Here is a 22,342-nt window from a genome sequence, read left to right on the forward strand (position 1 = left end):
CCCGCTAATACTAAAAACTAAGTAAACTTAATGCTATAGATTTTCAGGTATTATCTGAAAATCTATAGACGAATATGCCCATCACCGAGCACAATAAACTTCTGTGAAGTCAAACCTTCCAGACCCACCGGGCCACGGGCATGAATTTTATCTGTGCTGATGCCAATTTCTGCACCCAGACCATATTCAAAACCATCGGCAAAACGGGTTGAGGCATTGATCATTACTGAACTGGAGTCAACCTCGTTCAGAAAACGCCGCGCCCGCGTCCAGTTTTCAGTGATAATGGCTTCGGTGTGTTGTGAGCTGTAGTGACGAATATGAGACATGGCAGCATCCATATCGCTGACAACTTTAATTGATAAAATGGGAGCCAGATATTCTGTCGCCCAATCTTCTTCAGTGGCTGTGGTCATTGCCGGTACAATTGTGCGGGCCTTATCGCAACCGCGCAATTCCACTTCCGCCTGCAAATAACGTTCTGCCAGCATGGGTAGAATCTGCGCTGCAATACCTTCTGCCACCAGCAGCGTTTCCATGGTGTTACAAGTGCCGTAACGCTGAGTTTTGGCGTTATAGGCAACGGCAACCGCCTTATCCATATCCGCCTGATCGTCAATATAAACATGGCAGATACCGTCTAAATGCTTGATCACGGGCACCCTTGCTTCATTGCTGACGCGCTCAATCAAACCTTTACCGCCACGTGGCACGATTACATCAACAAAAGCTTTCATTTTCAGCAGCTCACCAACTGCTGCACGATCTGTGGTTTCCAGCACCTGTACCGCAGTTGCGGGTAAACCCTGAGATTCCAAACCAACCCGCACACACTGAGCAATGGCTTGATTGGAATGAATGGCTTCAGAACCACCCCGTAAAATTGCTGCATTACCTGATTTCAAACACAGTGCTGCGGCATCGGCAGTCACGTTAGGACGCGACTCGTAAATAATGCCAATCACACCCAAAGGCACGCGCATTTTACCCACTTGAATACCGCTGGGGCGGGTGCATAAATCAGTGATTTCACCCACCGGGTCAGGCAGACTGGCAATCTGCCGTAAACCTTCCGCCATTGCGGCAATCCGTGTTGGGGTCAAGGCCAGACGATCTAATAAAGCGGCGTCCAGTCCACGACTTTTACCCGCGCTTAGATCCTTTTCATTCGCTGCTTGCAAAGTTGCGGTATCAGCCAGCAATTGCTCGGCAATTGCTTCCAGTGCCTGGTTTTTTTGCGCCGTACTGGCGCGCGCCATGACCACGGCAGCATCACGCGCCTGAATCCCGATACTGTGCATTAATTCTTGTACGTTCATGAATAATCCGGTTTTTTTACAAAACCAAGGATTATACAGACTCTATACGGTCGTGATAAGTCTTCTTCAATGGGGGGCGTTACACAATTGATGATTTTGTCTCAATATCCGCGCCCAGCATCTGCATATCTTTCAGCATTCGCACCGGATCAAGTAAAAGTCCCTGATACCAGAGTCCTGGTTGTTTAATCGTACCATCCAGATATTGTAAAATGCAGGCAGCAGCGGCAATACCTGTCAGTTCATAGAGGTTGTCTGCCTGAATAGTCACGCTGATTTGTTTATCTTCAATCCCCGCCGTACCCTGGAAAATAGCCTGCATCACCCCCTTAAACGGTGGCTTGGCAGAAAAGCTTAATACCTGACGTGCACGCTGCACTTGTTTATGGCGATAAGTTTCTGCGGGCATGTGTCCTGCCAGCGGTACCAACAGGCGATTAAAGATGGTGTTCAGATCAGCTTGATTAAAACTTAATTTTTCCAGGTGAGGGTAATGTTGTGGTAAATTTTCCAACTCGGCTAATTTGACCGGATGGCAACGATAATGACCGGATATACCGGGGAAGCTGCATTTTGGGTGCTGCCAGAATTTGGCTTTTTGCCATGTACCATTTTGATACAGTTGTGGTATGGCAGAGTCAATAATCTCCAACAGCTCTGCAAGTCGGGCATCACTAGGTTGTGCGCTGTCCCAGTCAATTTTTTGTAACAGGTTAAAACGCACCGTTTTAAGCTTTTCAATATCATCACCAAAACGGCGCAGTAAAATAGCGGGTAAGCCTGGAGAAAAACCTGCATTGGCAATAAAACAACAACCTGCCTGTGTTATTGCGTTTTTGCGTGCAGCCAGGATACGTCGGCTTCTACCCCCGGTTTGCAAGTCAATGCAATCAATACCTGTGGCAACCACGGCATCAACAATGCGATCTAAAAAAGGAATCAATGGCGCGGCTAAAATAACGCAGGAAACCTGGGAAAATACCTTGTACAAATCAGATTTATCAGTGACATCCAAAGCAGTGCCGGAAACTCGAAATATCCATTCTTCAGCATTCATGGCATTGAGATCACCAGCAACGGCTTTGGCTTTGTGTTGATTTCTGCCTGCAATGAGTAGTGTTGCTTGGGTATTTTTTAATAATTGATAAGCCAGTGCAAAACCTGCGTTGCCATAGCCACCAATAATCAGGAAGTCTTTTTTGTTGTTATTTTCTTGTTGCGTTATGTTATTCATAATTGCGTATTATCATTAATTTGAAAATCAGAAGATTGGGCAATGGGTGCGTTAAAAAAAGCATAGCCTCCTTCGGCAGACATTTTGGCCTGTGTCAATGCCAGTTTTGTCTGCCCCATTAATTTTTTAATGTCTTTGTGATCATCAGGGTAAACCGCAATGCCGATATGTGCAGAAATTGTTACGGTATGCGCCTGAAGCATGAACGGCATTTGTAACCAACGCAGAATATTACCGGCAACATGTTCAATACTGCTAAAATCTTTGACATCTACCAAGGCCATGATAAATTCATTATCTGCCATACGTGACATCAAATCCGTGCTGCGTAAACGCTTATTTAAACGCTCTACCACCTGTAACAGCACTTCATCAGCAAGAGCATAATCCATGAGACGGTGAACTGCATCAAAACGGTGCAGCGCAATACGCAATAAGGCAAAACGGGTATTGTAACGTTGCACTAATGCCTGAATGCCGGTTATTTTTTCCACAAATAATGCAGTATTAGGTAGTTGGGTTAAATGATCATAATTATTGGCGTGATATAACAAAGCCTCATAATCATGGCTATTTAAATCAACATCGGTATAAATGCCCAGATAATGCGTGGCTTTGTCATTATTTGCACTTTGAATAGCAAAGATTTTTAAATAGGTCTTAAAGAGATAACCATTTTTTTTACGATCATCAACAATGCCTTGCCAATACCCTTCACTACGCAGTTGTGCCCATAGTTTTTGATAAAAATCCAGGTTATGTGGCCTGGATTGAAAAAAGCGGCCTTTTTTTCCAATAACTTCTTTTAGCGTGTATCCGGTTTTGTGTAAAAAGGCGGTGTTTGCACGCTCAATCACCCCTTCTTTGTTGGTTAATATCACACCATCATTCATATGGTCAAATAATGCGGTATTCAGGCGCATGTGCGTTCCTGTGAAGACAATGAAAAAACGTGGAAGTATAACACCTGAGTTTTGATAATTTGTGCTGGATTTCAGTATTTTTACTTAAAAAACCTTATGTCGGGTTCAGGTTAAAACACATGAAAATCTACCTTGGGGGTAATTTCAGGCTTCTCTCCCGTAGACTTTAGCCAAACTCTGGCCTGGGCAGTATGCTCCCCTGTTTGCAAAGGCCAGCTTTGCTGGGTTATTGTTTTTCCTGTCACTGCAATGACCTTACCGTCAATTAACCATTCCACTGCCAAGGTTGGCAGGTCATGTGGCAAACGCAAATCGAATGCTTCCAGGGCATCCGGAATTCTGGGATCATGTGCCAGACGCAAGCCATTGACTGGCTGTTTTAAACGTAATATGGGCTGAGCTGATTGTTTTTGTGTTGTTTGAGCAACGAGCGCATTGGCATGGCTACCTGCAATAAACCATTCCATACGGGTTGCGCAATCTGCTGTAGTTTGTATTTTTCCTGTTTTTTGCGTTGCCAGTTGCCCGCTATCACGACAGATTTCTGCCTGATACAGTTTTGGACTGAGGTAAAGTGGTTGGGTTTCCTGATATTGATTGAGTTTTGCAAAAATAGCGCGTAATAATAATGCAGGACCTGTTGCGCCAGATACTTGCTGCATAGGCTGGCGATCCAGATTACCCAGCCACACACCCACTGTGTAACGGTGGTTAAATCCCACTGCCCAGGCATCATGATAATCATTTGAAGTACCGGTTTTTACCGCAGTTTGTACTGGAAAATCTAATAAAGCACTATGCCCAAATTCAAATCTGCGAGCATCGCTATCTGATAAAATATCCGCAATAATGCTGCAAACTTCCGGGCTGAATACCGTATGTCCCACAGTGGGTGTTTGTTGCATCAATAACTGTAATGGCTGATAAATGCCTTGGCTGGCGAGAGTGGCGTAAGCGCCAACCAGTTCCAGCAGTGTAATTTCACCATTGCCTAAAGCCAGACCATCACCATAAAAATCTGGATGTTGATCCAGATTATTCATGCCTAATTGGTTTAAGGTCTTTAAAAATGTGTCAATGCCCACAAACTGCGCAGTACGCACGGCGGGAATATTCAGAGAATTGCCCAGCGCATCGCGCAGGCGTAAGCGACCATAATAACTACGGCTGTAATTATGATATTGATGCAAGCCTGTACCCACCGCTTCAGTTAAGGGGCTGTCATCAATCAGCGTTGCCGCAGTCCAGCCTTGTTGCAGAGCTAAGGCATATAACAAAGGTTTCAGCGTGGAGCCGGGTTGCCTGGGAGTAATCACAGCATCAATTTGACTGCCTGGATTTTCCCTTTTAAAATCACCGCTATTGACCCAGGCCAAAATGTGTTTGCTGTGATGATCAACAATGAGCATCGCGCCATTTTTTACCCCCAGGGTTTGTAAGTCAGCAATGCGCTGATTGAGCAATTGCCAGGCATAATGCTGTAACTCACCATCTAAAGTGGTGTGCAGACGACCTTTTTGCTGCAAACGTTTACTAAGTGTGGCAGGCATCTGTGTTGCGTAATCCTGATATAAATAACGCACAAAATGGCTGGCCTGGATTAAGGCTTCTGGTTGCTGCAAATGGATTTTATCTTGTACGATGGCCTGATATGCGGCGGCGTTGATTAAACCTGCATCCAACATGCGCTTGGCTAGTACCTGTAATGGTCGTCTGATTTCCTTAAAACCCTTGCGCAAATCCAAACGCCCCGGAGAACGCACGAGTACCGATAAGGCCAGCATTTCTTTGAGCACCAGGGTATCCAGATCGCGATCAAAATAATCTCGCGCTGCCTGTAAAACGCCACGCCGTTGTCTGGCATAGTGAATCTGATTGAGGTAGAACTCCAGAATTTCTGATTTGGAAAAATGTCTTTCCAGTTGCCAGGCTTCAAAGGTCTCTAGCCAGCGTGACCAGAAGGTGCGCGGCCTGGGATGCAACATCCGCACAGATTGTTCAGTGATGGTGCTGGCACCTCGTACCACCCGCCCAGCACGGATGTTTTGTAACATTGCATGTGCACGCGCCCACCAATCCACACCGCTGTGCTCAAAAAAACGTTTATCCTCAGCCATCACAAAAGCGTGTTGCAATGCTTTGGGGATTTTATGCAAAGGCACGGTTTCGTGCAAATTCCAGCGATTTTGGTAAGTGACCGTTAAAGGCTGATAGTTTCGATCAACAATCTGTACCTTACGCACTCGACTGGGATCAAAACCTAAGTCTGCGGGTATGGGGTGCAAAGAAAACCAGGTTTGCACAGCCAGCAGTAAGATTAAGAACAATAAAAACAGCCACAGCCATTTTATAGTTAATTTTTGAGCGTATTTATTCACTGATATTATGCGCTCCTGTTATTTTTATAGTTTTTCAGATAATTAATTTCTCACGGAAACCTGACAGGTCTTTAAGACCTGTCAGATTCTTTGAATTTGTTGGCATAAGCCCCATTCTTCATTAAAAATGTGTAGTTAACTGATACCGGTTTTCCCTAAATAAACGCAAACAGGCCTCGACAACTTGTGGATCAAAAATGCTGCCCGCACCTTTTTCCACTTCCGCCAGTGCCAGTTCAATGCCTTTTGCCGCGCGGTAAGGACGATGTGAAGCCATCGCTTCCACCACATCGGCTACTGCAATAATGCGGGCTTCTAAAATAATTTCATCCGCCTTAAGCCCTTCAGGATAACCTGAGCCATCAAGACGTTCATGATGCTGATGAATCATTTGGGCAACGGGCCAGGGAAACTCCACTTCTTTGAGAATCTCAAAACCATTTTGGGCGTGGCTTTTAATAATTTCAAATTCCACTTCCGCCAATTTACCGGGGCGGTTAAGAATTTCAGCAGGAATATGTACCTTGCCAATATCATGAATGCTGCTACCTAGACGCACGCCTTCAATCATATGCGCATCCATGCCCATTTCAGTGGCAATGGCGGTCGATAGGTCGGCAACCCGTTTTTGATGCCCGGCAGTATAAGGATCGCGTTTTTCTAAAGTGGCTGCAACAGATTCAATCGTCTGAATTAAGGCATGGTGGAATTTTTTCTGATACAAGTCACTGCTCTGCTCAGCTTTGACCAGGTTAGTGATGTCCTGTACCGTACCAAAAAAATAGGTGCTGTCGTTTTGTGCATTATCAATAGGGTCTGCGTGCTCATGCACAAAACGGGTTTCATAATTATCTTTGCGGATAATCCGATGCACAATATCGCAGGATTTTTTTTCTGCAACAGCTTCCTGATAAGCTTGTTTCACTTTTTCCTGGTCTTCAGGGTGCACACTGTCAATAAAACCTTCGAAAGACACGTTAAAGGTATTTTTTCCAAAACCAAAAATATCAACAATTTCATCAGACCAGGACAGTTTACCTGTCTTTAAATCCATTTCCCAGTTGCCCAGGGATGCCATTTTCAGCGCCTGTTTTAAGCGTCGCTCACTGGCTTTTAACTCAGCCGTGCGTTGCATCACCTTATGCTCCAGCAAAGCATGAGATTCTTCCAGAGCGCGACTGGTTCGGAACAGCGTGATATGGGTTTTAACGCGTGCCAGCACTTCCGCTTCCTGAAACGGCTTATTGATATAATCAACGCCGCCACTGGCGAAAGCTTTAACCTTATCGTGTGGCTCATCTAAGGCACTGATAAAGATAACCGGGATACCCTGCCATGCCGGGTTGGCTTTAATTGCATGGCACACCTCATAACCATCCATACCCGGCATTTTAATATCCAGTAAAATAATATCCGGCTTCAAACGATTTAAGGCTTGCAAGGCAAGTTGTCCACTCAAGGTGCCATGCACCTTAAAATGATGGGCGCGCAAAATATCGCTGAGCAGCTTCAAATTGGCTGCAATATCATCGACGACCAGAATTTCAGCCTGAAAACAGGTATCATTGATTTTATTCATGCAAAAGACTCACTCAGGCAATTAAAACTGACTCAACCTTGCTCAAATTGCTTATCTGCAATCCATCGGCTGATGCCGTGATGAATATTAATACCAAATTTCTCCAAAAAATTACGTTTTGCTTCATAAGTCACGCAATATAAATCTGCATCTTTGGCCGCTTGCAATAAATAATCGTCACTGGTTATCAAGGCATCAACCAAACCCAGTTCTTTGGCATGGGTTCCAAACCAGTGCTCTCCCGTGGAAATTTTAACAATATCCAGACTGGGACGGTTTTCCTGAATAAAACTTTTAAATAACTGATGGGTTTCTTCCAACTCTTCAGTAAATTTTTCACGCCCCTGTGAGGTATTTTCACCAAACATGCTTAAGGTGCGTTTATATTCTCCGGCTGTTAATTGTTCAAAATCAACATCCAGTTTTTTCAACAGGCGATTAAAATTGGGAATTTGCGCCAACACACCGACTGAACCCAGGATTGCAAATGGCGCAGCCAGCACTTTGTGACCAACACAGGCCATCATATAACCCCCGCTAGCTGCCACTTTGTCCACGGCAACCGTCAGTTGCAAACCGTGATTACGAATGCGCTGTAATTGTGAGGCCGCCAAGCCGTAACCATGTACCACGCCACCAGCACTTTCCAGGCGTAAAACCACTTCATCATCGGCCTGCGCCGTGGTGAGTATTGCAGTAATTTCCGTTGCCAGGGCATCGGTTTCCGTAGCGCGAATATCACCGTGAAAATCTAAAACAAAAATACGCTTTTTATGTTTTTCATCCCCTTCTTTTTGCTGTTTTTTCAGTGCTTTTTGGGCTTCTTTTTCCTTTTTATCCCGTGCTTTTTGGGCTTCTTCACTGAGAATGACATCTTCTAACAGTGTTTGATACTGTTTATAACGCTCATTCAATTTGATAACTTTCAGTTCGCCTTCTTCATCCTGGTGACGATGGCTTGCAAAAACAGCAACTCCAATGACAAGCAATACAGCCGCCAATAAGGTCAGTGTCTTTGCCAAAAATAATCCATACTCTAATAAAAATTCCACTTGCTGCTTATTCCTTAAAATTCAATCCACCCTAAACACAGAAACCTGATAGATCAAAAAAATACTACCAGGTTTGGTATAGGTACTGAGTGCAATATCAGCTTTTTTCAAGCGAAATATTACGAAAAGGTGTTGATGCTATCAGAGGATAATGGCTGCTGCAAATTTCAGCACATTACCTGCATATTGTGCAACCTGTTGACCATTTTGATAAGATTCCACCGCTTGGCTCAAGCCGGTTACTGCCGCTTCAGCATCAGCCTCACTGATTTGATTGTCCACGGTTTGTACTTGTGAAGATTGTTGCAAAGCATCAATGAACATCGCCGAAGTAGCTTGATTTGCCCCCATGTAGGCATCTAGTTGCGCTTGCAATTCAATGATGTATTTACCTTGCAGCGCAACCATTTTCAGCATTTGTTGCGTAACTTTCCAGTCTGGGTCATGTACAGGGCTGTCGCCTTGCATGGCTTGTTCAAATTTGGCTATTTCTTCGGGTGTGAGGGTTGACATCAGTATGGTTTCCTTGTGGAGCAAAAGTGGTTTTTTTGTGCCTTAAAGCACAAAAAAGAAGCTTTTGCGTAACACCTTATTTAATGGTTAGAGACTGTCTGCAAACACCTGACTACCTTTAGTCAGTAGGTTCACCGCAGCATTACGATAAAATTCATCATCAATATACTTATTGCCTAATACCCCTAACAGACTGGCAACTTCTTTCTGATCAATATTGCGGATGGTACTTTTCATATTAATTTCACTCTGGGTATAAGCTAAAATTGCCTGACCATGAGTGCGTGCCAAATCCAGTTCTTCATTGATTTCCCGTTGCAGACCATTTAATAGTTGCAGGGATGCCAAAGTACTTTGGGTATAATAGGCCAGCTTCGCATCATAGCGGCTTAAGCGTCGTTCCGCTTCTTTGTAATAAATATTATCACGCCCCTGTTTATTATTGCTCCGACGTAATTCCTTTAATGTTTTTAACAAATCATGTGCTTTTTTTGGTGTGAACTCAGCATCCTGAACTGCGCTATAAATCCAACCTTCTTTTATCATCAGCTTACGTCGGTCTTGTTCACTGATGCCACGCTCCAGCGAAGATTTGACATGCTGATAGCGTTCAAAAAATTTGGCGCGTTTATTAAAAAAAGTGTTGCGTACTTTCTTAAATGCTTGTTCCCAGTCCTTAGCCTTAGGTGATAAGACTGGTGGCCCAACCACGGCAATCATCTCTGCTTCCATCGTTGTAATATAATCAATAATCAGGGCATTGCCGATTGAAGTTAACAGCGGCTCATAGACTTGCTGGAGCAAGTGGCTGTTTGCAGTCAGTGCGTTCAAATTCTGCATATTTTGTTCTGCTACAGGTTTGACTGCTGCGGTAGGTGCTGAGCAGCCCTGCAACAGGAACAAAAATAAACCCAGCAAAAAGATGGGGGATTTTATAACTCTCATATTTTATTTTCCTATTGATAACCGTATTCTTTCACTTCACAGTGTTATTAAAATAGCGGATAGCTTAACCGATCACACCCAGTAATTCGCGGGTTTTTTCATCCTCATACAAGACATCCATATGACTGCTGGTGGTGTCATGACTATAATAAAGACAAGCTCTGAGCAGCGTATGTTCGATTGACATCAGTGCCTGTTGATAATAGCGGGCATTTAATACCCAATATTTTGTCATATTTAAGTGGCCGGAGTCAGTTTTTATCATATCCTGCGGGTTATCCGGCATGAGTTCTGTATCTTCAGTCAATAATAAGGGCATTTTAAACAACGATTGATGAATCTTATCGAGCATCTCCAGAGAGGTCGGGCGTTCATCAAAATAACGTAATAAGCGATCCGCAAGATAGCTCTCTCGGGCATTAGACATAACTTCCAGTGCATTACCCTGATTCGCGCGACTTTCAGAAAGCAAACCCTGGGATATACGGTGGAAAAACTCACGGGTTTCCCCGGATAAATAAGTGATTGCGGTTATCACGGTACGCAAGTGATCATAAGCTATTTCCAATAATATTTTTTCTACCAGTGATTTGCTGGGGTTATCCGGCTCTTTTTCGCGGTATAACCATAATAAGGCCATTAAATAAATAAAATGCTGCAAAGCATGATCGGCTTCCTGTTGTAGTTGCAGGCACTGTTTATCCGATAACTGCTGATAAATCAATGATAATATTTCAAAGCGTTCTTCAGTTGGAATATCCGGCTGAAATACCCGTTGTTCCAGTACGGGACGTGCCTGCGCTAATTGCAAGTGTAATAAAGCTTTGCTTTCATTAACCAATATATGTTCTTTGGAGCCTAATAACTGAATCACTGGTATCCAGTCGGTTGCCGCGCTGCATTTTCGCAAAGCACGCAGGGCGGCAATTTTCATTGACTTGGCATCATCATTTTGTAAAACATCAATAAAGTCAGCCCGATAGGGATTTAGCTGCTCTCCCAGCATATCAATATAAGATTGAAATGCAGCTAAGCGAATTTTGATATTGGTATTTTCTAAAAAGGGCATCACCATACGACTGTAAGCAGGATTCTGAAAATGTCCTAATAAACGTAAATACAAGGAAAAATCAGGTAAATCCGGGCGTGCCAGACGAATTAATAAACGCTGTTCCAGATCATCGCGTTGTTCTCTGGAACAATCAGGGTGCTGGTACAGATTAAATAAGGCTTCAGTAAATACTAAGGGCGAAGGGTGTAATAAAAAACGCTCAACATTCTGAGTCAGTTCAACCACGTTAAGGTTAAAGTGTTGCAATGTATGTAATATCAAATGCAGCGTTGCCGGATTGTTCTCCAAACGCAGCGCATGTAATAAATGCTTCAGAATGGACTCTGACGGAGGTAACACGGATAAGGTTTCAACACAATGACGCTTGATATCAGTATCGGAACTTTGGCGTAGTAATTTACCAATCGGATGCTCAAAACCTTTAAGCTTGACCACACGCACCATTTCCAGCGCAGCAATGACCTCCTGGGTTTTTTCACCGCTGAGTTTGGTTTCCAGCATTTGTTTTAAGCTGTTAAGTTTACCCACCTTGGCTTTACGTGAAAACAGGTTATTGTCCAGCAAACCATAAACCCCGGCATTGTAAGCAGCCCATTGGGGCAATGCCATAATGATGCCGATAATCGATAAAATCAGCGTCAACAAGGGGAGATAAAACATCAGCTCTGTATTGGGTAAATGCTCCTTGAGCAATAATAAGGTTGAGCTGGCGATGACCGTTGCCAATGGAAAAATAATACCGTTAAGAAAAGCTTTGGTGGTACCCCACATATTTGGCGGTACGGCATTAAATAATAAATTATTGGCAGGGGTGCGCAAAGCACCACGCATTTCCTGGTTAACAAATTGTGAGATCACCCCCGCCACAAAACCAAAACGGAATAATAAACCCAGCGATACCAGCAACATTAAAACGGGATGTAATAAATTGCTGGCACCTACGCCCAATTTCATGAATAAACGTGAAGTCACAAAAATCTGTAACAACAACCAGGCGGTGTTACCAAAAATTTCATAAATGGCAAAAAAGGAGGCTCTTTCCTTGGCTTCCGGGAATATTTCCGGGTAAATCAAAGCTTGATATTGATATTCCAGAAATTTGCTGCCGACCACAAACAGCAACAAACCAATCGCCATATACAGCATCAGCCGGGAATGGATAATATAAAAAAAGCCATTTTTTAATTCTTCAATCGTGCTGCGTGGTTTTTGATGTGCATCACCGTGTGAACTACGCACTGGCGTTAAACGACGTTGAATCATCCGTAATAACAACATGCCCAACCAATAAGCAAATGCTGTCACCAGAATTAGTGAACTGGGATCAGGGATTACATCCAACAACCAAACCAGACAACTACCGCCCAGGATGCCGCCGATAGGCAAACCCGCATTGATAAATCCCGTGACCCGTTTTAACTGCACAGTATTAAAATAGGCCGCAACCACACTGCCGATATGAATGGATATCAGAATATAAATAAAGAAAAAGCCAACAAAAAACAGGCCGTAGACCCAACTCCAGGGCAGGAAAAATAAAAATTGGGAAAGTAAGGTAAAAATGGTGGCAACAATAAAAAAGAAAATCAGTATGCGCAGGCCACTGACGGTTTTAGTATACTTGGCATAAGCAAACAAACCCAACATGGCTGTGGTATCCACCATGATAAAAATCTGCGGCAACACCTCGCCCCCCAGATGCTCTACCAATAGTGTCATGCCAATACTGCGCGCAATACTGGAACCAAAGGCAAACACCAGCATTACCAGGAAAAAGTAGCGTACCGCTTCCCATTCGTTGGTTTTAACTGGAAACAATTGGTTCAGAAAGCGCATCATATTAATTCATCATGCCCCGCATACGGCTGATCAACACCTTAATAAAACCAAATGCAATGGCTGGATATTCATGCGCCAGTTGCTCCATGTCATTTCTATCAATAACCAAAAAAGTGCAAGGCCCCCGACAACGTGCAGTTGCAGTGCGGGTTTCGGCATCAAATAAGGCCAGCTCACCTAAAAAATCATTTTCACCAATGGTGACGACATGGGTTTCCACCCCGTCTTTTTCCCGTAAAATATCAACTTCACCAGATACCACCAGAAATAGCTTATCCCCCACATCACCCTGATAAAACAGGGTGTGTCCATCGCCATAAGCTTCTTCGCTGGCAATGGTAGAAATCATATAAATATCCTCGGTGTTCAGTGCCGAAAATAAGGGCACCTTATTGAGAACAATGATTTTTTCCAATGGGATCATGCGTCACTTCCAGACTGGAGACTGATATAGGCTGTCAGATAAATAGTTTCCCAGAATAATTCGTTTCTGGTGGACTTCCAGTACTAAATTTGGATATTTAATATCTTAAAACCTATAAGTGCTCATTGTGTTTTTATGATTCATGGTCAATCTGCATTGAACGTGCCAGCTTTATCCTGCGGCTGCCCGCACCCATTCACCAGATTTACCGCCAGTTTTTTTCTGCAAGCGAATACCGCTGAGTGTCATGCCGCGATCCACGGCTTTACACATGTCATATACCGTTAACAAGGCAATTTCAACTGCCATCAAAGCTTCCATTTCCACCCCGGTCTGACCACGGGTTTCCACCTGAGCCTGACAATAAACCGCCGGTTGACCATGCTCTAAGGTTAAATCCAGTCCGACTTTGGTTAAAGCCAGCGGATGACATAAGGGGATTAAATCTGCCGTGCGTTTTGCCGCCATGATACCCGCGACTCTGGCAATACCTAAAACATCGCCTTTTTTATGCTGACCGGTATCAATCAATGTCAGGGTTTCCGCCTGCATATAAATCCGGCCTTCCGCAATGGCAAGTCGATGGCTGTGTTGTTTGTCGCCGACATCCACCATATGGGCTTCACCGGCTTGATTAAAATGGGTTAATTCTGACATAAATATCTTATATTAAGTGGAAAACTAAAATAAACAGCAAATTGCTATCATGTACTATCAATATATAATATCAATTTATTTAACCTAAGTTTGTTATATTAGATGGCAAATTCTGTGCAGTAAAGAATAGGTATTCATGCAATCAGCTTATCCTGCGCCGCTTTTGCCATGCAAAAAATACTGCCATCAGCAATAGAAAGCCCGGTAATATAAATAAAAAACCCAACGTCAACAGGATGCGCAGGGATTCAGAAAGCACCAGTTTGGCATCAATTGCTGTATGCAGCGGAATCTCCATTTGGGTTTCTTCTGCCAATAACCAGTTGAGCAATTGAATCCCTAATTCGAGATTGCTGTGATTATCAACATATTGGTTGGAGAGGAAATCCCCATCCCCTAATACTGCAATTCGCTGTCTGTTGGCTGCAAGCTTATCTGAATTATTAAGCGTTCGCTGCCAGAGAATACCCAGGGTTTGTTTTTCCTGGTTTGTTGGATTATCTTCCAGTGCTTTTGATGTTTTTTGCCAGTCTGTGTTGCGCCATGCCTGTTCACCGGTTTGTAACAGCGCGGTGCTTTCCCAGGTTTGTTGTGTGTTTAATTTCAGTGCGCTTGCCTGGGGAAACAGGGTACGCCCCAATGCTTTGCTAATGGGGTGTGCGGGGTAATTGCTGACCATTGCAATGCTGGCATTGCGCAGACCAAATAAACGCTGGCTGCTGGGATCAATGATTTGACCGGGTAATAATTCAAAACCTAAGTGTTTGGCAAGCGGTGCCAGACCTTGCAGGGAATCAGGTGCAAGACTGGGATCAAACAAACATAATAACTGTCCGCCTGTTTGCAGATAATCCAGCACTGCCTGGACTTCGCCTGGGGCTAAGCTGATACGAGGACTGGCAATCACCAATACATCGGTATTATCAGGCACTTGCGGTGCTTGTGCCAAGTCCAGTAAATGCAGTTGCAGGCCAAGCTTTGTCAGGTGAATGCCCCAGGTGCCTAAATCGAAGTTCGCATTACCCAGCGGGTCGCGCTCGCCATGCCCTCGCAGAAAACTAATATTATGTTGACGGCTGCGCGTCAGACCTTGTAATTGTGTGGTAAACAGGTTTCCCTTGAGTTCGGAGACAAAGGCTTCCCGTGTTTGGTAACGTATGTGTAGCAGTGCTTCAGGGTGCCGCTTATCTGGCAAGCTGTTTGGCAGCAAGGCAGGATCCAACCAATGTAGGTGCAGGTTATTTTTGTGCTGTTGATAGGTATGGAGAAATTGCCGAATCGCCTGACGTAATTTTGGTTTTTCCGCACCAACATAAGCGGTAATTTGCAGGGGTTCTGGTAATTGTTTTAATATTTGCTGACTTTTGAAAGACAAGCTATGTGAGTGATTAGCTGTCCAGTCCCATTGTTTATCATATTTAACACTTAACCAGGCAAGGCTGATTGCAATGAATAGCAACAATAGATTGATAGATTTTTTAAATGCCAGCGCATGGCGGTGTCCTTGTCTGGCTAAGGTACTTGTTGCCAGCCACAATGCCAGCAACGCCAGCAGTGGAAAATAGACAACATCTTGCAGACGCACCTGGCCTTTTAATAAAGCAGCATAATGGTGCTGGGTTGATAACCAGGCAACCAGCGGATCATCACCCGTGCCCTGCCAGTCTATGCCCCATAACAACAGCAATAAGCTGAAGCTGCCACCCGCCGCTAACATTGCCGATTTGCTGAGACTGGAAAATAGCAGACCCACAGCCGCAAACAGGGACATTAACAGCCAGCAGCCCAATAGTGCGCTGAGTGTATGTACTACGTCCAAGCTGCCACCACTGATTAGAGCCAATGGCATCAGGCTGAGCAGTGCTAATAAAAACAGCAATATAGCTTGCAAAGCCAGATATTTGCCAACAATAATCTGCCAGGGGGAAACGGGGGCACAAAGTAGTAAAGCAAGAGTTTGTTGACGCCGCTCTGCGTTGATCAGCGACATGCTCAGCAGGGGCAGAATCAATAATAAAAGATGTGCCGCCTTGCTGAATAAATTACCTACGATAACCAGGGTGAAGCCATATTCAGCATCAGCTTGGTGTTGATATTGATTCAGATAATAATCAGTGCTGAGTAGAAAAAACCAGGCCAGTAAAGTCAGCGTCAGGGCCAGCAGCATCCAGAGCTGGGGTGAGGAAAATAAACTTCGCAGCTCGCGTAAAGCGATGGTCGCTATCATGCGTTGGAACTTTTTAGCCGGTACTCATTAGTTTGTTATTGATTTTCCATCTGCTGTTTAATTTCAACATCGGAAGGTTTGGGTACATCTAGCAGCCATACTTCAATGTAAGGATTATCCAGTTCATCCTGGGTAATGATGTAATCCAGCCCTGGACAGGCATCAGGATACATTTTTTGTAAGGTTTTACAATATTCCCGCACCCCGTGATGACGGGACATTTTAGCGGCATATTCTGCAATACGTTCACGTTTTTCATGACCTTGACGGTTGCTGCGCAGAATTAATATGAAAATTGCAACAACAGTTAAAATAGTGACAATGATTGCAGAAATACTGAAAGCATCTAAGTCCATACCTTAGCTTCTCCTATGAAAATATTTATCTATTTAGGAGTGAAGATGAAATAAATACAGAAACTGGGCGCAGGATTTTTATTTATTTTCAAGGCGTGAAAACAGGCGCATAGCAAGCTATGTAACTGTTTTCACAACGTAGAAAATGGAGAAAAAAACCAGCCAGGTTGCTGAAGTTATAAAATTCTCACTCCTTAATATGTTACGCAAAGGCTTCTTTTTTGTGCTGTAGGCACGGAAAAGAAGCGGTATTGCCGGGATTATAACCTTTTCTGTTAAAGATGCTGTGTATTTTGAATGATATTTTCTATGAAAATATCCAAATTAAGCTGAACCTTATATTGGGTTCAGGTTAAAATAGCAGGATTTATTGATTTCAGCGGGAGTATAAATATGGAAATTATCAAGGTTCAGACCCAGCCTTTTAATGGACAAAAACCGGGTACTTCCGGCTTGCGCAAACAAGTCAGTATTTTTCAGCAGGCACATTATCTGGAAAACTTTGTACAATCAATTTTTAACGCACTGGAGGATTTCCAGGGTAAAACCTTGGTATTGGGTGGTGACGGGCGTTATCACAATCGTACTGCAATTCAGATCATCTTAAAAATGGCAGCAGCCAACGGTTTTGGTCGCGTATTAGTTGGACAGGGTGGCATTCTATCCACACCCGCAGCTTCCGCAGTGATTCGTAAAAATAAAGCATTTGGCGGCATTATCTTGTCTGCCAGTCATAATCCCGGTGGCCCGGATGGGGATTTTGGCATTAAATACAACATCAGCAATGGTGGCCCCGCACCAGAGAAAGTCACGGATGCGATTTATCAAATTACGCAAGATATTAGTGTCTATCAAAGCATAGAGACAGCGGATATTGATTTAGATCGGTTGGGCAGCGTCAAGATGGGGGATATGCCAGTTGAGGTGATTGATTCAGTCACTGATTATGCCGAATTGATGGAAACCTTGTTTGATTTTGAGCGCATTAAACAGCTATTTAACTCGGGTGCTTTCAGCATGGCTTTTGATGCCATGCACGCAGTTACCGGCCCTTATGCCAAAGCGATTTTAGAAGATCGCCTGGGTGCGGGTAATATCGTGCTTAATGGCGAACCGTTAGAAGATTTTGGCAAGGGCCACCCCGATCCCAATCTGACCTATGCCAAAGAACTGGTTGATATTTTATATGGTACGAACGCTCCACAGTTTGGCGCAGCTTCTGATGGTGATGGGGATCGTAATATGATTCTGGGCCAGGGCTGTTTTGTCACGCCCTCTGACAGTCTGGCAGTGATGGCGGCTAATGCGCATTTAGTACCGGGTTACAGCCAGGGTATTGCAGGGGTTGCGCGCTCTATGCCAACCAGTGCCGCCGTAGATCGCGTTGCCAAGCAACTGGGTATCGCTTGTTATGAAACCCCAACCGGTTGGAAATTTTTTGGTAATTTACTGGATGCTGGTAAGGTGACCTTATGTGGCGAAGAAAGTTTTGGCACTGGCTCTGATCATGTGCGGGAAAAAGATGGTTTGTGGGCGGTTTTATTCTGGTTGAATATTCTCGCGGTGCGTCAGCAGTCGGTGCAACAAATTCTGAAACAGCATTGGGCGCAATATGGGCGTAATTTTTACAGCCGCCATGATTACGAAAATGTTGATGCAGCCCAGGCCAAAACCTTGATGGATGAATTGGAAGCGCAATTTGACAGCCTGCCCGGTAAAACGATTTCCGGTGCACGCATCACTTTTGCCGATAATTTCAGTTATACCGATCCGGTGGATAACAGCCGTAGTGAAAAGCAAGGTATTCGTATCGGTTTTGCAGATGGTTCGCGTATTGTGTTTCGTTTATCGGGCACGGGTACTGCGGGTGCAACATTGCGGATTTATCTTGAACGTTTTGAAGCGAATACTGATTTGCATGATCTGGATGCACAAGAAGCCTTAGCCGATTTAATTCAAATTGCAGATGAGCTGGCTAAAGTTAAGCATTACACCAAGCGTGAACAACCTTCAGTGATTACGTAATGGATGTGTTGCTCAAAAAAATACTACTGTACAATATTTTTAATAGGTTTACCAATAGCTTCTGATTTAAGGGTGGGTTTTGTTAGTATGTCTTTTTTGAAAACAAACAGAATAGTAATCATGTTGTGCATACTGCTCATTACTCAGGGTTGTGCTAATGCGCCTTTGGCACCGATTCCAGAAGATCCTATGGAAACGACTAACCGGGCGATTTATGCATTTAATGAAGATCTGGATCGTATGATTCTAAAACCACTGGCAGGTATTTATATTGCAGCAGGATCTGAGTCTTTTCGCCAGGGTATTCGTAACTTCTTTAATAACCTTGATGATGTCGTGGTTATTGCCAATGATCTCTTGCAATTAAAAATTGTCCAGGCAAGTCAGGATACGGGGCGTTTGCTACTCAATACCTCTGTTGGTTTTCTGGGTTTTTTTGATCCTGCTACAGAATATGGTTGGCCCAAACATGAAGAAGATTTTGGGCAGACCCTGGGATATTGGGGGGTTTTACCCGGGCCATATATTGTATTACCTTTTTTTGGTCCCAGTAATATACGTGATACTGCGGGGTTTATTGTTGATACTTATACCGATCCCCGTTTGGCTATTCAAAATGATAATACAAGAAAAAGAGTCATGTACAGTACCACAACCTTAAAAATGATTGATAAACGGGTTCAACTCTTAGGGATAGAACGCGTGCTGCGCTCAGCCACAACCGATCCTTATGCTTTTGTGCGTAATGCTTATATACAACGCCGGGAAGCGCTGGTTAAAGATGGTCAGATCGACTCGACTGACGACGTATCCGATGCGGATTTATTTGATGATTTGTAAGAGGCATGGTTGATGGATAGGGGGACTTTAGTCAATTTAGAAACTCGGATTGACGCCTTGATTGCGCATTGCGAGCAACTAAAACAGGAAAATAAGCAGTTACGCACAGAACAAGTACAACTTAAACAAGAACGCACCCGTTTAGTAGAAAAAACGGAATTAGCCAAAACCCGGATTAATGCCATGATTGAACGCTTAAAAGCCCTGGATCCAGAATCATAAGGTACCCAATGATGAGGAATTTCAGAACATGAGGCAACGTGCCAGACAGTTCACTTTACATATTCTTGATAAGGAATATGTCGTTGCCTGCCAGGAAGGTGAACGTGAGGATTTGAAAGCCTGCGCAGATTATCTCGCTCAACAGATGCAAATGATACGAGAAGGTGGTAAAGTAGTCGGTACAGAACGTTTACTGGTAATGGCTGCTTTAAATATCGTACATGAACTTTTACAATACAAAACTCAAAAAAACAGCTATACTGAGAACTTAGAAGATAAGGAAAAAGAGCAGAAAAAAATAGAAATTGAAATTCAACGCTTAGAACAAAAAATTTATGCAGCCTTGGAGGCTCAGCGTTAAAATCTGAATTTCTGCTTTTTATCCAACCGGTTTGGTGTTCCTCTGGCTGCCGGATGCAGCAAATGCTTGAACCTAGACTCAGATAGATCGGAGACAGAGAATCTGTGCTGTTGTGCATACTCATTTATTGAGGAGCCTGATGCGCAATTAATGTTTCCACTTGAACCATACCGGTTCGAGACGATCCATCCGCACCTGGGGAACACCTCTTAATTATGAATCCCGCTAAGCAGCGGGTTTTTTTTGTCATGAATCAAGCATTAAGACAACAGTTACGCCAGCAACGCCGAATGCTCTCCCCTCATCAGCAAAAATCACATGCACAGCATCTGGCTAGACATTTAGGACATCACCCCCGATTTTTACGTAGTCAGCATATTGCCTGTTATCTAGCCAATGATGGAGAATTGGATCTCAAGCCTTTGATAAACAAACTCTGGGGCATGGGAAAATCCTGTTACCTGCCGGTTTTGCAGGCACACCGCCAAGCATTGTGGTTTTGTCCTTATACGCCAGATTCAGTAATGCAAAAAAACCACTTTGGTATTCTCGAACCGCAAAACAGAACAGCCATGCGTCCACCATGGGCATTAGATATGGTTTTGATGCCATTGGTGGGGTTTGATGCAATGGGCAATCGCTTGGGCATGGGTGGCGGATTTTATGATCGTAGTTTTGCTTATTTGCAGCGCAATACATATTACCAACAACCCACTTTGGTGGGTGTCGCTCATCAATTACAACAGGTAGGCACGCTGCAAGGTAATTTCTGGGATGTGCCAATGCGCTTATTTGCAACCGAAAAAGGTGTGTTTGATTGCACTTAAACTGAGTTCGGTATAAGCTTCTTTCAGTAGCTGAACTTGACTGATTTTCATTAAAAAACCTTACATTGATTTCAGATTATTTAATGGCAAGTTATTTGCTGAAGTTACGCAGTACAATAATACGATTATTAAATTTTACTTTTTCTTAAAGCTGAACATGTTGATATCTTCCCTGTTTTATTCATTATTAGCTTCTATCGGTGTTTTGCTTGGTAGCGACACTAGCATGGTTGAAGCAGCGATTCAGGCGCGCCAACTCCAAGCTGAGGCGAGGCGTGCCAATGCTGAGCTGTCAATGATACAACACAGCAATCCCTTGCCTGAATCAGGTGGGGAAAACAGACTGGAGAAAATTAACGCTGAACAATTGCCTGAGTCGATAACACCCATTACAGCCGATGATGCGCTACCCTTATCAATTACCGTGGATGAAACTGATGATAATATGCCGTTATTGATTGAAATGGCAGATGGCCCGGTAGACGATGCACGGGATTATGAATTTATTGATCACCCGCCTTCAAATGATAAGAAATATCTGCATTATCCTGACTGGTTCAAAAAAAGTCAGTTAAATTTACATCATGATTTAAAAGTGGCGGCAAAACAAAACAAAAATTTATTATTGTATTTTGCTGCACCAAATTGTGCTTATTGTGAGCAGTTACAGGATGTTATCCTAGAACAACCTGATATTAAAACCTATATCCGGCATTATTTTGACGTGGTGGGCATTAATGCGATGGGCGGCATTGTACTCACCACCCCTGAAGGCATTCTGACAACAGAAAGTGAATACGCAGCCTCCGAAGAAACCTATTTCACCCCCTCATTATTGTTTTATGTCTATGATAAAACACTGAAAAAAGCACATTCTGTCTTACGCCTGCGGGGTTATTACCCGGCTTATGTAATTCGTGCTGCATTAGATTATGTACAGGGTAAGGAATATCTCAAAGAAAGTTTTAATGAATATATTGCCGCAGTAAAACCACCACCGCCAAAAGATTATACGCTACATAAAAATCCCTTGTTTATGCTGCCACCTTATCAATTAGAACGCAGAAAAACACCCGGAAAAAGACCATTACTGGTGATTTTTGAACAGGGGCAATGTCATGCCTGTGACCGTTTTCATCAACAGCACATGACCAATCCAGATATTCTTGAAAAATTAAAACAAATGGAAGTGGTACAATTCAATTTGCAGGGGGACACACCATTAACCACGCCGCAGGGACGAAAACTTACAGCCAGTGCATGGGCTAAAAAATTAGGTTTATTTTATACACCTTCTCTTCTATTTTTTGATGAGTGGGGACGTGAAATTTTACGCATCGAATCGATTGTTGGTTTGCACCGTTTGAATGTCGCGCTGGATTTCGTGCTGGAACAGGGCTATCGCAATTATGGACCTAATCTGATGCGTTGGTATATGCATAAATTGCGTAACCAATCAAAGCAGCAGCGAACATTAATGAATAAGAAGTAAGAATAGGATTTTTAGTACCGAAATAGACTATGATAAGTCGGGTGGTATATAAAAACA

At 43.5% G+C, this 22,342-nt stretch carries 19 protein-coding genes; 6 read left to right on the forward strand and 13 right to left on the reverse strand.

Annotated features, from left to right (window positions below; genetic code table 11):
- Nucleotides 1–62: 62 nt before the first annotated feature.
- The 13 genes from QUF61_RS00870 to QUF61_RS00930 form a co-directional block, all read right to left on the reverse strand.
- Complete coding sequence (locus tag QUF61_RS00870; RefSeq protein WP_289680006.1) at nt 63–1,319, reverse strand: glutamate-5-semialdehyde dehydrogenase; 1,257 nt, start codon at nt 1,317–1,319, stop codon at nt 63–65.
- Between the two features lie 79 nt (nt 1,320–1,398).
- On the reverse strand, nt 1,399–2,553 hold the full coding sequence (locus tag QUF61_RS00875; protein WP_289680008.1) for a saccharopine dehydrogenase NADP-binding domain-containing protein: 1,155 nt from the start codon (nt 2,551–2,553) through the stop codon (nt 1,399–1,401).
- On the reverse strand, nt 2,550–3,476 hold the full coding sequence (locus QUF61_RS00880) for a diguanylate cyclase domain-containing protein (protein ID WP_289680009.1): 927 nt from the start codon (nt 3,474–3,476) through the stop codon (nt 2,550–2,552). The genes QUF61_RS00875 and QUF61_RS00880 overlap by 4 nt, the downstream gene beginning before the upstream one ends.
- A gap of 110 nt (nt 3,477–3,586) precedes the next feature.
- Nucleotides 3,587–5,854, reverse strand: a complete 2,268-nt coding sequence (locus QUF61_RS00885) for a transglycosylase domain-containing protein (RefSeq protein ID WP_289680010.1) — start codon at nt 5,852–5,854, stop codon at nt 3,587–3,589.
- Between the two features lie 121 nt (nt 5,855–5,975).
- Nucleotides 5,976–7,433, reverse strand: a complete 1,458-nt coding sequence (locus QUF61_RS00890) for an HD domain-containing phosphohydrolase (RefSeq protein WP_289680012.1) — start codon at nt 7,431–7,433, stop codon at nt 5,976–5,978.
- A 32-nt stretch (nt 7,434–7,465) separates the two neighbouring features.
- On the reverse strand, nt 7,466–8,485 hold the full coding sequence (sohB, locus tag QUF61_RS00895; protein WP_103920733.1) for a protease SohB: 1,020 nt from the start codon (nt 8,483–8,485) through the stop codon (nt 7,466–7,468).
- A 141-nt stretch (nt 8,486–8,626) separates the two neighbouring features.
- Complete coding sequence (locus tag QUF61_RS00900; protein ID WP_103920734.1) at nt 8,627–8,998, reverse strand: hypothetical protein; 372 nt, start codon at nt 8,996–8,998, stop codon at nt 8,627–8,629.
- Nucleotides 8,999–9,085: 87 nt separating this feature from the next.
- Nucleotides 9,086–9,943, reverse strand: a complete 858-nt coding sequence (locus tag QUF61_RS00905) for a hypothetical protein (RefSeq protein WP_103920735.1) — start codon at nt 9,941–9,943, stop codon at nt 9,086–9,088.
- Between the two features lie 64 nt (nt 9,944–10,007).
- Nucleotides 10,008–12,854 (reverse strand): NTP/NDP exchange transporter, encoded by a 2,847-nt coding sequence (locus tag QUF61_RS00910; RefSeq protein ID WP_103920736.1) that lies wholly within the window; start codon nt 12,852–12,854, stop codon nt 10,008–10,010.
- A 1-nt stretch (nt 12,855) separates the two neighbouring features.
- Nucleotides 12,856–13,278, reverse strand: coding sequence for a cyclic nucleotide-binding domain-containing protein (locus tag QUF61_RS00915; protein WP_103920737.1), 423 nt, complete (start codon nt 13,276–13,278; stop codon nt 12,856–12,858).
- Between the two features lie 171 nt (nt 13,279–13,449).
- The gene (gene moaC / locus QUF61_RS00920) at nt 13,450–13,935 is read right to left on the reverse strand and encodes a cyclic pyranopterin monophosphate synthase MoaC (protein WP_289680016.1); all 486 of its coding nucleotides are present in this window, start codon (nt 13,933–13,935) and stop codon (nt 13,450–13,452) included.
- A gap of 142 nt (nt 13,936–14,077) precedes the next feature.
- On the reverse strand, nt 14,078–16,162 hold the full coding sequence (locus tag QUF61_RS00925; protein WP_289680018.1) for a DUF4350 domain-containing protein: 2,085 nt from the start codon (nt 16,160–16,162) through the stop codon (nt 14,078–14,080).
- Between the two features lie 35 nt (nt 16,163–16,197).
- Nucleotides 16,198–16,518, reverse strand: coding sequence for an XkdW family protein (locus QUF61_RS00930; protein WP_103920740.1), 321 nt, complete (start codon nt 16,516–16,518; stop codon nt 16,198–16,200).
- Nucleotides 16,519–16,911: 393 nt separating this feature from the next.
- Between QUF61_RS00930 and QUF61_RS00935 the strand changes: the two genes are divergently transcribed.
- The 6 genes from QUF61_RS00935 to QUF61_RS00960 all read left to right on the forward strand — a co-directional run bounded on the left by QUF61_RS00935 (nt 16,912) and on the right by QUF61_RS00960 (nt 22,285).
- Nucleotides 16,912–18,543 (forward strand): alpha-D-glucose phosphate-specific phosphoglucomutase, encoded by a 1,632-nt coding sequence (locus QUF61_RS00935; RefSeq protein WP_289680019.1) that lies wholly within the window; start codon nt 16,912–16,914, stop codon nt 18,541–18,543.
- Between the two features lie 120 nt (nt 18,544–18,663).
- Nucleotides 18,664–19,383: an MlaA family lipoprotein gene (locus tag QUF61_RS00940; RefSeq protein ID WP_289680021.1), complete on the forward strand. Its 720-nt coding sequence runs from the start codon at nt 18,664–18,666 to the stop codon at nt 19,381–19,383.
- A 12-nt stretch (nt 19,384–19,395) separates the two neighbouring features.
- Nucleotides 19,396–19,605, forward strand: coding sequence for a TIGR02449 family protein (locus tag QUF61_RS00945; RefSeq protein WP_286019409.1), 210 nt, complete (start codon nt 19,396–19,398; stop codon nt 19,603–19,605).
- A gap of 28 nt (nt 19,606–19,633) precedes the next feature.
- A complete protein-coding gene (locus QUF61_RS00950; RefSeq protein WP_103920744.1) occupies nt 19,634–19,966 on the forward strand; it encodes a cell division protein ZapA in 333 nt (110 codons plus the stop codon).
- A gap of 248 nt (nt 19,967–20,214) precedes the next feature.
- A complete protein-coding gene (locus QUF61_RS00955; protein ID WP_103920750.1) occupies nt 20,215–20,793 on the forward strand; it encodes a 5-formyltetrahydrofolate cyclo-ligase in 579 nt (192 codons plus the stop codon).
- A gap of 157 nt (nt 20,794–20,950) precedes the next feature.
- A complete protein-coding gene (locus QUF61_RS00960) occupies nt 20,951–22,285 on the forward strand; it encodes a thioredoxin family protein (protein WP_289680024.1) in 1,335 nt (444 codons plus the stop codon).
- Nucleotides 22,286–22,342 lie beyond the last annotated feature (57 nt).

Origin of the sequence: Candidatus Venteria ishoeyi (assembly GCF_030378065.1) — a bacterium.
GTDB lineage: Bacteria > Pseudomonadota > Gammaproteobacteria > Beggiatoales > Beggiatoaceae > Venteria > Venteria ishoeyi.